The sequence below is a fragment of the Pseudomonas citrullilanati genome (genome assembly GCF_030580855.1).
Classification (GTDB): domain Bacteria; phylum Pseudomonadota; class Gammaproteobacteria; order Pseudomonadales; family Pseudomonadaceae; genus Aquipseudomonas; species Aquipseudomonas citrulli.
Genome location: NZ_JAUQOP010000014.1, coordinates 19,813 through 31,256, shown reverse-complemented (window position 1 = coordinate 31,256; position 11,444 = coordinate 19,813). Strand labels below are relative to the sequence as shown.

Genomic DNA, 11,444 nt, shown 5'->3' with positions numbered 1-11,444 from the left:
AAAAACAGTCGAACATGGGCAGACGTCTCGCAGCGCTCAGGGAGCGCGAGACTTTGCCGGGGATAAAAGGGGAAATAAGTCAGGAAAAGCAGCGGGGAATGTAGGCCGATTCTCTAAATATGCTTGAGCAGAACAACTCGCGCCGGGCTGCTGTGAAGCCGGCGAGTGTCCGACGACCTGTTGCCACTAGTGGCCTGTACGGTTAATTCGGGTACTCAAATTCGAGTGCCAGGGTTTGCCGCGCAAGGCCCTAATGTTTTGTTTCGAGCGCCTTGAGCTTGATCTCGGCCAATGGATGCCCGGCCTTGGCCGCCAGGGTCCACCAGCGCGCGGCTTCGACCGGGTCCGGCGCCTTGCTGGCGCTGCCGGCCAGGCTGATCACACCGACCTGGTAAGCCGCCTTGCCATCACCCGCCAGGGCCGCCAGCCGCAGCAGGCGCAAGCCTTCCTCGCGGGCGCCGAGCCCCTGGCCGCGAAACGTCAGGATATGCCCGTAGAAACTTTGCGCGCCGACGTCGCCCAGGTTCGCCATGCGGGCGAACTGGCCTTCGAGCCAGGACCAGCCGCGAGGCTGGCGAACGAACCAGGACCAATGGAACAACCGCCGCGCCAGCCAGTAGCCGGCTCGTGCCTTGAGTCGCCAGAGCACTCAGGCCTCCGCCGATTCGGGGTATTCGTATTCGAACACGCGGACCACCTCCGATGCGTGCCAGGAGGCGGCGGCCACCCCATCGGAGGGCCCGGAAAAGCGGCCCAGGCGTTCGACGCATTCGAAGAAACCGGTGCGCGGCAAGCGACTGGCGCCCTGGCTGATCACCAGCGAGCTGCGCAACGGCTGTTCCGCCCGGGCGTCCAGGGCCGCCAGGTGCTCCAGGGCGGCGGTCAAGGTCTGCATGGCCGGGCTGGGCAACTGCAAGCGCTCCAGCAAGGCGCGGTACGTCAACAAATGGCGCTGGCGACGCGCCTGGTCCAACTCCCCCAACAATCCATCCCAATGTTGCCGACTGATGCGTACACTCACGACTCATCCCTCCAACCCGGCACCGTCAATTCCCAGGCCAGACTGCGCCGAATCGCGGCATCGGGCTGACGCTCGCCGCTTTCGATCAAGGCCAGATAAGACGGGCTGATACCTACCGTGCGGGCCAGCGCCTCGATGGCGATGCCCTTCCCTTCGCGCAGACTGCGTAATTGATCCAGGCCAGGAAGTACCTGGCCGGGTGCCGCCGCGTGACGGACTGTAGATTCACGCGACGGTGCTTGATCAAGGCCGGCGGCCTTCAACAGCGACTGATACTGATCCCACGGCAAAACCGCGTATTCGGGCTCTCCGTCGCGGGTGATGATTTGAATATCCATGTCTACCCCGTAGGACAACAACACTTAGCGAGTCAGCCTTTTTCCTTGGAAGTGTAATCCTAAATGGCGGCTGAGGTCGCGGGTGTTAATGGGCCCGGGGCAGGTAGTGCAGGATCAGGTTTTTTCGTGGCGCTGGAGCTGGAGTTGTTCCGGTGTGTCGGGCAGCCGTTCGACCTGGGCCAGTTTCTCGGGAGATTGCCGGTAACGCCAGGCCCGGAAGGCCTCGAGTTCGGTGTCGAGGGTTTTCATGACCCACGCCAATACGGCGATGTCGTCGAACATGCCGAACATCGGCAGGATGTCCGGGATCGCATCCAGTGGACTGAGGAAATACATGAGGCCGGCCACCACCGACAACATCGACTTGGCACTGACGGCCCGGTATTCGCCCCGCCAATAGGCCAGGCACAACGCCTGCAACAGGCGCAGATCCTCCTTGAGCTTGCCGAGCCGGCCGCCCTCCCGCGCGCCTTTGCTGGCGACGGCGAACAACAGGGTTGGCAATCGACCACGGGCCAGCAAACGCCCGGCCAGCGGTAGAAATCGCGCAAAATTCCACGGCGCCTTCATTTTTTCTCCCACTGAAATGTTATCCACACAAATTGTGGATAACCTTGTGAACAGAGCTGCATTTCACCGCTGAAGCCCCCGTTTCATAAGGGCCCGGCTCAGATCGGGCGTTTTTTACTCACATAAAAAAACCCAATATTTCATTGACTTGACCGGCTGTCTACGGCTAGCGCAGCGCCTGTATTGCCTATGACTGTAGCCTGCGTAGCGGGTTCGGTTTTTTTACATTTCCGAGGCCCGGATGCGACAACGCCCCGCATTGAGCGAGGCGTTGTCGTAGCACAGCCGCGATTACTTGGCGGCGTCTTCCTTGGCCGGATCCTTGATCGCCAGCAGCTCCAGGTCGAACACCAGGACCGAGTTGGCCGGGATCGCCGGGCTCGGGCTCTGGGCGCCGTAGGCCAGGTCACTTGGGATGTACAGCTTGTACTTCTCGCCAACGTGCATCAGTTGCAGGCCTTCGACCCAACCCGGGATCACGCCGCTGACCGGCAGGTCGATCGGGCTGCCACGCTCCACGGAGCTGTCGAACACGGTGCCGTTGGTCAGCTTGCCGGTGTAGTGCACCGTCACGACGTCAGTCGGCTTGGGCTGCGGGCCATCGGCTTTCTTGACCACTTCGTACTGCAGGCCGGAAGCGGTGGTGGTCACGCCGGCCTTCTTGCCGTTTTCCTCGAGGAATTTCTTGCCGGCAGCGGCCGACTCTTCGCTCATCTTGGCCATGCGCTCTTCGGCACGTTTTTGCAGTGCGGCAAAAGCCTCGACCAGTTCTTCGTCTTTCAGCTTCTGTTCTTTCTTGCCGACGGCATCTTCGATGCCCTGGGCGACCGCTTTGGAGTCCAGGTCATCCATACCTTCCTGGGCCAGGCTCTTGCCCATGTTCAGGCCGATCCCGTAGGAAGCTTTCTGCGCCGGGGTTTTCAGCTCCACGCTGGTTTGCGAGTCGCAACCCGCGAGTACCAGGCCAACCAGGGCCACCGCCGCCGCCAACCGATGCTGTTTCATGCTATTTCCTTGTTCATGCGCCTAAAGGGCAATCGAGTAAAGCCGCGAGCTTATCAGGCGGCCACGACCAATGGCTACCGGCATGTGAGCCACAAAGCGAGGATAAGTTCAGGTCGGCAAACGCTTTTTAATCCTCGGCGGATGAAGGCTCTGTCATCTGTAACCTACAGCGACAAAACAGCGCAGCGTCAGGATGCAAAGGATAATGGCCACTTGCCCGCCACGCGACGCTGAGGCATAAGGGCATATCAAAAAAACAAGGACGTTCCCGTGCGCCTTCTCTCTCGTCTTCTCCTGCTGCTTCTCGCGCTGCTGGTCATTGCCGTGGCCGTGGTGCTGTACTACGTCGCCAATCCGCGCCTGCCGTTCTACACCCCCGCCGAACAAGTGCATTACCTGGACCAGTGGAGCGCCGCCGAGCGCCAGACCTATTACTTCACCCCCCAGGGGACCCAGGTCAAAGGCCTGCGCTACAACTGGTTCACCGCCCTCGAACTGCCATTTTCGCAACAACGCTTCGCGTCGCCCGAGTATCTGGCGCGCTTCGGCTTCCTAGTGGACCCCGCGCAGAAAGCCTCGGCCCAGAACCCGGGCAACTTGCCGGTGGGTTTTGCCCGGCACCAGAACCCGGGCGGCACCGAGGAATTCCTGGACATCACTTGCGCGGCCTGTCACACCGGGGAACTGCGCTTCAAGGGCCAGGCGATCCGGATCGACGGCGGTTCGGCGCAGCACGTCCTGCCGTCCAGCGTGCCAACCCTGCGCGGTGGCAGTTTCGGCCAGGCCCTGGTGGCCAGTCTTGTTTCCACTTATTACAACCCGTGGAAATTCGAACGGTTCGCCCGCCAAGTCCTGGGCAACGACTACGACGCCGGCCATGAAGGCTTGCGCAAGGCGTTCAAGGCCTCGCTCGACACCTTCTTGCGGGTGGCCTGGAACGACACCCATCGCGGCCTCTACCCGACCGAAGAAGGCCCCGGTCGTACCGACGCCTTCGGTCGCATCGCCAACGCCAGCTTCGGCGACGCCATCTCACCGGCCAACTACCGGGTGGCCAACGCACCGGTGGATTACCCGCAGTTGTGGGAAATGTGGACCTTCGACTGGGTGCAATGGAACGGATCGGCCCAGCAACCGATGGCCCGCAACGTCGGCGAGGCGCTGGGGGTCGGCGCCACGCTGAGTTTCTTCGACGCCCAGGGCAAGCCGTTGCAGGGTGACGCGCGATACCCGTCGAGCGTGCGCGTGCGCGACCTGAACAAGATCGAAGAGACCTTGCAACTGCTCAAGCCTCCGGCGTGGCCGGAGTCGCTGCTGGGGGCGATCGACAAGCCCCTGGCCGCCCAGGGCCGGGCCCTGTTCAACGAGAACTGCGCCGGCTGCCATGTACCCCAGGTGGTCCAGGGGCCGGACCGGCCGGTCCAGCAACTGCACATGTTGCCCGTGCAGGTCATCGGCACCGACCCGGGCACTGCCAATAACATTGCCGACCACCGTTTCGACCTGACCAGCCTGCAGTGGGATCCGGCCGAGCTGGCGAAATTGGAAGTGCAGTTGCACCCGACCCCGAAAGAGCCGCTGGACCTGAGCCAGCTCTCGGTCGCCAAAGGCCTGGCCTACGTCACCGCGTTCGTCGAAAACCGCGCCTACCGCGACGCCGGCGTCACCCCGGCCGAGCGTCCGGCCCTGGACGGTTTCGGCCTGCCCATCGGCGTGCGCGAATTGCGCGCCTACAAGGCCCGGCCACTGGCGGGCGTCTGGGCCACGCCGCCGTTCCTGCACAATGGCTCGGTGCCCACGATCTACCAACTGCTTTCACCCCAGGACGAGCGGGCCACCACCTTCTATAAAGGCAATTTCGAATACGACCCGAGGCACCTCGGCTATCGCACCGAAGCCTTCACCAACGGCTTTCTCTTCGACACCCGGATCACCGGCAATCACAACAGCGGTCATGAGTTCCGCGCCGGTGAGCGCGGTAACGGCGTCATCGGCCGGCTGTTGCAGCCGCAGGAACGCTGGGCCTTGCTGGAGTACCTGAAGGTGCTGGGCGGACCACTGGAGTCGCAACTGTAATGACGAACCCCACCCGCAAAAGGATTTCTCCATGTTGACCACGCTCTGGCTGCGCCTCGGCGCCTTGTTCGGCAAGACGCTCCTGTGGCTGTTGGGCATCGGGCTACTGGGCTGGGCGCTGGCGACGGCCTGGTATGCCTGGCACCACAGCGGCCCGGTGTCGGACCAGGAGCAGGTACCGCCCGGCGAAGCCGCCATGACCCAGGACATCATCCAGACGGCGATTCGCATCGTCGATCAACACCGCGAGGGCACGCGCTACCTGCGCGACGCCCATGCCAAGGCCCACGGTTGCGTCATGGCCGAGGTGCAGGTGCCGAGCGACCTGCCCGCCGCGTTGCGCCAAGGGGTATTCGCCGAGCCAGGCAAGGTCTGGCAGGCGACGCTGCGCCTGTCCAATGGCAATGCCTACCCTCAGTTCGACAGCCTGCGGGATGCGCGCGGGATGGCAATCAAGCTGCTGGACGTGCCAGGCAAGCAACTGTTGGATGACCGGCAGGCGCACGGCGAACAGGATTTCGTGATGTTCAACCATCCGAACTTCTTCGTCAGCGATGTCGCCGAGTACCGTCAGAATGTGGCCGCCCAGGCCGATGGAAAAAAGGTCATGGCGTTCTTTCCAAGCCTGGACCCGCGCAGTTGGCAGGTTCGCCATCTGTTCATCGCCCTGGCGACCCTCTCCCCGCCACCGGCCAGCCCGACCCAGACCACCTACTTTTCCGTATCGCCCTACAAGTTCGGTGCGGCCAATGCGAAGTTTCGCGTCGCACCGGACCCGGACAGTTGCCCAAGCTACACCTTGCCGCCCCAGAATCAGGACCTGCCGAACTTTTTGCGCAGCGCATTGAGTCAGCAGTTATCCACAGACCGCGTGCCGGCGTGTTTTGTCTTGCAGATCCAGCGTCAGGATCCGAGCAAGTACATGCCGATCGAAGACACCAGTATCGAATGGCAGGAAAGTGACGCACCGTTCGAGACCGTGGCCCACATCAAGGTACCGGCCCAGGACTTCGACACCCCCAGGCTGAACCTGGCGTGCGATAACCAGTCCTTCAACCCGTGGTTCGGCCTCGAGGCGCATCGGCCTATTGGTGGGATCAACCGTTTGCGCAAAGCGGTGTATGAAGCCGTCAGCGATTACCGGCACAGCCGCAACGCCGAGCAGTAGTGCCAAACGCCAGGCAACAAAAAGCCCGCTCGATGAGCGGGCTTTTTGTTGGTGATCTGGCGTTCAGTGCTCCAGGTGACCGAAGATGGCGCAGCGGACGGGACTCGAACCCGCGACCCCCGGCGTGACAGGCCGGTATTCTAACCGACTGAACTACCGCTGCGCGTAACATTGAAAGTTGGTGGGTGATGACGGGATCGAACCGCCGACATTCTGCTTGTAAGGCAGACGCTCTCCCGGCTGAGCTAATCACCCTGCACTTTCGATGCGGGGCGCATTCTCTCACAGTTTTTTGTAACGTGCTGATTTAATTGCAGAATTCAGCAAAAAAAAATGAAGAACGCGCCTCGCGTATACAACAGACAGCAAAAAGCCCGCGTTAGCGGGCTTTTTGTGGTGACCTGGCGTTCAGTGTTCCAGGTAACCGAATATGGCGCAGCGGACGGGACTCGAACCCGCGACCCCCGGCGTGACAGGCCGGTATTCTAACCGACTGAACTACCGCTGCGCGTAACACTTGAAACGAATGGTGGGTGATGACGGGATCGAACCGCCGACATTCTGCTTGTAAGGCAGACGCTCTCCCGGCTGAGCTAATCACCCTTCGCTTTCGGTGTGGCGCGCATTCTACGGAGCACTCCCCAAGCTGGCAAGCACTTTTTAAATTAATTTTTTCAGGCCTTCCAAAGGCTTAGCGAAGGGTTGGCCTATGGCGCCGCGCAGAGAATAATGCCCCCCTTTGTATAAAGGAGAGACTCACCCCATGTGGTTCAAGAACCTGCTTATCTATCGCCTGACCCAAGATCTGCCTGTTGATGCCGAGGCGTTGGAAACTGCACTGGCCAGCAAACTGGCGCGTCCATGTGCAAGCCAGGAGTTGACCACGTACGGTTTCGTCGCGCCGTTTGGCAAAGGCGAAGACGCACCGCTGGTGCATGTCAGCCAGGATTTCCTGCTGATTGCCGCTCGCAAGGAAGAACGCATCCTGCCGGGCAGCGTCGTTCGCGATGCCCTGAAGGAAAAGGTCGAGGAAATCGAGGCCGAGCAGATGCGCAAGGTCTACAAGAAGGAGCGTGACCAGCTCAAGGACGAAATCATCCAGGCGTTCCTGCCGCGTGCATTCATTCGTCGCTCGTCCACCTTCGCCGCCATCGCGCCCAAGCAAGGGCTGATCCTGGTGAACTCCGCCAGCCCGAAGCGCGCCGAAGACCTGCTGTCGACCCTGCGTGAAGTCATCGGCACCCTGCCCGTGCGCCCACTGACGGTAAAAGTGGCGCCGACCGCCATCATGACCGACTGGGTCAAGACCCAGAAAGCCGCCGACGACTTCTTCGTGCTGGATGAATGCGAACTGCGCGATACCCACGAAGACGGCGGGATCGTGCGCTGCAAGCGCCAGGACCTGACCAGCGACGAAATCCAGTTGCACCTGAACACCGGCAAGGTGGTCACGCAGCTGTCGCTGGCCTGGCAGGACAAGCTGTCCTTCGTGCTCGACGACAAGATGGTGGTCAAGCGCCTGAAGTTCGAAGACCTGTTGCAAGACCAGGCCGAGCAGGACGGCGGCGACGAAGCCCTGGGCCAACTGGACGCCAGCTTCACGCTGATGATGTTGACGTTCGGCGAGTTCCTGCCGGCGTTGGTCGAGGCGTTGGGCGGGGAAGAGATTCCGCAGGGGATCTAAGGTAACGGGTTACCCTTGTGGGAGCGAGCCTGCTCGCGATAGCGGTGTGACAGCCACAGAAATGTTGACTGATCCTCCGCCATCGCGAGCAGGCTCGCTCCCACATCAGTATTCGGTGTTCTTAACAATAAAGGATCAGGTCATGCGCGCACTCGCTGCATTGAGCCGCTTTGTCGGCAATACCTTCGCTTACTGGGTACTGGTTTTCGCCGTGGTGGCATTCTTGCTGCCGGCCTGGTTCATCGGCCTGAAAGGCGCCATCGTGCCGCTGCTGGGGTTGGTGATGTTCGGCATGGGCCTGACCCTCAAGCTCGAAGACTTCGCCGAAGTCGCCCGCCACCCCTGGCGCGTGGCCCTGGGGGTGGTGGCGCATTTCGTGATCATGCCCGGCGTGGCCTGGTTGCTCTGCCAGGTGTTCCACCTGCCGCCGGAAATCGCCGTCGGCGTGATCCTGGTGGGGTGCTGCCCGAGTGGCACTTCTTCCAACGTGATGACCTGGCTCGCCCGCGGCGACCTGGCCCTGTCGGTCGCCATCGCCGCCGTCACCACCCTGCTCGCGCCGCTGCTGACCCCCGCCTTGATCTGGCTGCTGGCTTCGGCCTGGCTGCCGGTGTCGTTCATGGAGCTGTTCTGGTCGATCCTGCAGGTGGTGCTGCTGCCGATCGTCCTGGGCGTGGTGGCGCAACGGTTGCTGGGCAACAAGGTGCGTCACGCGGTGGAGGTGTTGCCGCTGGTGTCCGTGGTGAGCATCGTCATCATCGTCACCGCGGTGGTCGCCGCCAGCCAGGCGAAAATCGCCGAGTCGGGCCTGCTGATCATGGCGGTGGTGATGTTGCACAACAGCTTCGGCTTCCTGCTGGGCTACTTCACCGGCCACCTGTTCAAGCTGCCATTGGCCCAGCGTAAATCCCTGGCGCTGGAAGTGGGCATGCAGAACTCCGGGCTGGGCGCGGCCCTGGCGAGTGCGCATTTCTCACCGCTGGCGGCGGTGCCCAGTGCGCTGTTCAGTGTCTGGCACAACATCTCCGGGGCGTTGCTCTCCACCTATTTCCGGCGCATGAGCGAGAAGCAGGACCGTGAATCGCTGGCCCGCCAGGCCGCCGACTGAACGACAGGCTTGATCGAGTGCCCGATGCTGGGCACTCTATCGCCAAGCGCGGGGACGACCCCGCCACTCGTTCGAGTTTTCAATCCGGGGACGGCCCCATCATCGATGGAGGTTTGCGATGTCCTGGATCATTCTGTTTTGTGCTGGCCTGTTCGAAGTCGGCTGGGCCGTTGGCCTGAAGTACACCGACGGCTTCAGCCGCCCGCTTCCCACTGCGTTGACGATTGCCGCCATGGCGATCAGCCTCGGCCTGCTCGGCCTGGCCATGAAGGAATTGCCACTGGGTACCGCCTATGCGATCTGGACTGGGGTCGGTGCCGTGGGCACGGTGATCGCCGGGATCATCCTGTTTGGTGAATCGATGGCGCTGGTGCGGTTGGTCAGCGTGGCGTTGATCGTTGCAGGATTGATCGGGCTCAAGGTCAGCGCCTGATCCTTCCTGCAGGAGCAAGACCTCAGGAGCAGTGGGACTTGTAGGAGCAAAACCTGTGGGAGCAAGGCTTGCTCCCACAGGTCTTTGCTCTCACAGTTTTTTCTTTCTAGCGGAAAGTCCCGCGCAATTGTCCCACCAACGCCTGCAGTTTCGCCGGTTCCGCCTCTTCAACGACTACTGCCGAACCCGCCACCAACGTCACCCGCGACCACAGCCGGCGAAACAGGCCCTTGGCCGGGTCGCGACTGAAGAAGCTGCCCCACAGCCCCTGCAATGCCAGGGGAATCACCGGCACCGGAGTTTCCTGGAGGATGCGGGTCAGGCCGCTCTTGAACTCGTTGATCTCACCATTGGCGGTCAGTTTTCCTTCAGGGAAGATGCACACCAATTCACCGTCCGCGAGGTATTGGGCGATGCGCTTGAAGGCCTTTTCGTAGATGTGAATATCTTCCTGGCGTCCGGCGATGGGAATCGTCCCGGCCGTGCGGAAGATGAAGTTCAGTACCGGCAGGTTGTAGATCTTGTAGTACATGACAAAGCGAATCGGCCGACGTACCGCACCGCCAATCAGCAAGGCGTCGACGAACGACACGTGGTTGCAGACCAGCAGCGCCGCGCCCTCATCGGGAATCGCGTCGAGGTTGCGGTGCTCCACGCGGTACATGGAATGGCTCAATAGCCAGATCATGAAGCGCATGCTGAATTCGGGGACGATCTTGAAGATGTAGGCGTTGACGCCAATGTTCAGCAGCGACACCACCAGGAACAGCTGCGGGATCGACAGCTTGGCGAGGCTCAGCAATACGATGGAAACGATGGCCGACACCACCATGAACAAGGCGTTGAGGATGTTGTTGGCGGCGATCACCCGCGCCCGCTCGTTTTCGGCGGTGCGGGACTGAATCAATGCGTACAGCGGCACGATGTAGAAGCCGCCGAAGATGCCGAGGCCGAGGATGTCAACCAGCACCAGCCAGGCATGGCCGAAGCCGAGCACTTCGAGCCAGCCATGGCCCTCGACGCTGTCGGGAATCCCTCCGGAATGCCACCACAGCAACAGCCCGAACACCGTCAGCCCGAACGACCCGAACGGCACCAGGCCGATCTCGACCTTGCGCCCGGAGAGCCGCTCGCAGAGCATCGAGCCTAGCGCGATGCCCACCGAAAACACCGTCAGGATCAGGGTCACCACGGTTTCATCGCCGTGCATCCACTCCTTGGCGTAGGCCGGGATCTGGGTCAGGTAAATCGCCCCGACGAACCAGAACCACGAATTGCCGACAATCGAACGGGACACCGCCGGGGTTTGTCCCAGGCCCAGTTTCAGGGTGGCCCAGGATTGGCTGAAGATGTTCCAGTTCAGGCGCATTTGCGGCGAGGCCGCCGCCGCGCGGGGGATGCTGCGGCTGGCCAGGTAACCGAGCACGGCAATGCCGATGATCGCGGTCGACACCACGGGGGCGTAATGCGCCGAGGACATCATGATCCCGGCGCCGATGGTGCCGGCGAGGATCGCCAGGAACGTGCCCATCTCCACCAGGCCATTGCCGCCGACCAATTCGTCCTCGCGCAAGGCCTGGGGCAGGATCGAATACTTCACCGGGCCGAACAGCGCCGAATGCGTGCCCATGGCGAACAGCGCCAGCAGCATCAGCGACAGGTGATCGAACAGGAACCCCACCGCACCCACCGCCATGATGACGATTTCGCCGAGCTTGATCAGGCGGATCAACGCATCCTTGGCGAATTTCTCCCCGAACTGCCCGGCCAGGGCCGAGAACAGGAAGAACGGCAGGATGAACAGCAGCGCACACAGGTTGACCCAGATCGAACGGTCGCCCTCGATGGTCAGCCGATAGAGGATCGCGAGGATCAGCGACTGCTTGAACACGTTGTCATTGAACGCACCCAGCGACTGGGTGATGAAGAACGGCAGGAAACGCCGTGTGCGTAGCAAGGTGAACTGCGAGGGGTGACTCATCTTCCGTGTTCCTGAGTGGCCTGGACGCTTATTGGAATGACGTTTTTCGATCCAGGCCAC

At 61.8% G+C, this 11,444-nt stretch carries 11 protein-coding genes and 4 tRNA genes; 5 read left to right on the top strand and 10 right to left on the bottom strand.

The window, feature by feature from the left end; all coding sequences use genetic code 11:
* Positions 1-250: 250 nt before the first annotated feature.
* The 5 genes from Q6A48_RS11880 to bamJ all read right to left on the bottom strand — a co-directional run bounded on the left by Q6A48_RS11880 (position 251) and on the right by bamJ (position 2,934).
* Positions 251-649 (bottom strand): SEL1-like repeat protein, encoded by a 399-nt coding sequence (locus Q6A48_RS11880; RefSeq protein ID WP_304554305.1) that lies wholly within the window; start codon positions 647-649, stop codon positions 251-253.
* A complete protein-coding gene (locus tag Q6A48_RS11875; protein ID WP_003179080.1) occupies positions 650-1,021 on the bottom strand; it encodes a hypothetical protein in 372 nt (123 codons plus the stop codon).
* Entirely contained in the window at positions 1,018-1,359 is a 342-nt protein-coding gene (locus tag Q6A48_RS11870; protein WP_304554300.1) for a helix-turn-helix domain-containing protein, read from the bottom strand. Before Q6A48_RS11870 ends, Q6A48_RS11875 begins: the two co-directional genes overlap by 4 nt.
* A 114-nt stretch (positions 1,360-1,473) precedes the next feature.
* The gene (locus Q6A48_RS11865) at positions 1,474-1,929 is read right to left on the bottom strand and encodes a YkvA family protein (RefSeq protein WP_304554299.1); all 456 of its coding nucleotides are present in this window, start codon (positions 1,927-1,929) and stop codon (positions 1,474-1,476) included.
* 291 nt (positions 1,930-2,220) lie between these two features.
* Complete coding sequence (bamJ, locus tag Q6A48_RS11860) at positions 2,221-2,934, bottom strand: BamJ family beta-barrel-assembly machinery protein (RefSeq protein WP_003204577.1); 714 nt, start codon at positions 2,932-2,934, stop codon at positions 2,221-2,223.
* Positions 2,935-3,204: 270 nt separating this feature from the next.
* On the opposite strand from bamJ, the gene Q6A48_RS11855 reads away from it, so the two are divergent.
* Both Q6A48_RS11855 and Q6A48_RS11850 read left to right on the top strand, forming a co-directional pair.
* On the top strand, positions 3,205-5,010 hold the full coding sequence (locus tag Q6A48_RS11855) for a di-heme-cytochrome C peroxidase (RefSeq protein ID WP_304554298.1): 1,806 nt from the start codon (positions 3,205-3,207) through the stop codon (positions 5,008-5,010).
* Between the two features lie 31 nt (positions 5,011-5,041).
* A complete protein-coding gene (locus tag Q6A48_RS11850) occupies positions 5,042-6,178 on the top strand; it encodes a catalase family protein (protein WP_304554297.1) in 1,137 nt (378 codons plus the stop codon).
* A gap of 86 nt (positions 6,179-6,264) precedes the next feature.
* Here the strand turns inward: Q6A48_RS11850 and Q6A48_RS11845 are convergent.
* The 4 genes from Q6A48_RS11845 to Q6A48_RS11830 all read right to left on the bottom strand — a co-directional run bounded on the left by Q6A48_RS11845 (position 6,265) and on the right by Q6A48_RS11830 (position 6,781).
* A tRNA-Asp gene (locus Q6A48_RS11845) sits at positions 6,265-6,341 on the bottom strand.
* Between the two features lie 16 nt (positions 6,342-6,357).
* Positions 6,358-6,433: transfer RNA gene (locus tag Q6A48_RS11840), tRNA-Val, on the bottom strand.
* 176 nt (positions 6,434-6,609) lie between these two features.
* A tRNA-Asp gene (locus tag Q6A48_RS11835) sits at positions 6,610-6,686 on the bottom strand.
* 19 nt (positions 6,687-6,705) lie between these two features.
* A tRNA-Val gene (locus Q6A48_RS11830) sits at positions 6,706-6,781 on the bottom strand.
* A 160-nt stretch (positions 6,782-6,941) separates the two neighbouring features.
* On the opposite strand from Q6A48_RS11830, the gene rdgC reads away from it, so the two are divergent.
* The 3 genes from rdgC (at position 6,942) to sugE (ending at position 9,403) form a co-directional block, all read left to right on the top strand.
* Entirely contained in the window at positions 6,942-7,862 is a 921-nt protein-coding gene (gene rdgC / locus Q6A48_RS11825) for a recombination-associated protein RdgC (protein WP_304554296.1), read from the top strand.
* Between the two features lie 142 nt (positions 7,863-8,004).
* Positions 8,005-8,970: a bile acid:sodium symporter family protein gene (locus tag Q6A48_RS11820; RefSeq protein ID WP_304554295.1), complete on the top strand. Its 966-nt coding sequence runs from the start codon at positions 8,005-8,007 to the stop codon at positions 8,968-8,970.
* 118 nt (positions 8,971-9,088) lie between these two features.
* Positions 9,089-9,403: a quaternary ammonium compound efflux SMR transporter SugE gene (gene sugE / locus Q6A48_RS11815; RefSeq protein ID WP_304554294.1), complete on the top strand. Its 315-nt coding sequence runs from the start codon at positions 9,089-9,091 to the stop codon at positions 9,401-9,403.
* Between the two features lie 106 nt (positions 9,404-9,509).
* Here sugE and Q6A48_RS11810 read toward each other — a convergent pair whose 3' ends face one another.
* Positions 9,510-11,384 carry an MFS transporter gene (locus Q6A48_RS11810; RefSeq protein ID WP_304554293.1) on the bottom strand — a complete coding sequence of 625 codons (1,875 nt, stop codon included), beginning with the start codon at positions 11,382-11,384 and terminating at the stop codon, positions 9,510-9,512.
* Between the last annotated feature and the right edge of the window lie 60 nt (positions 11,385-11,444).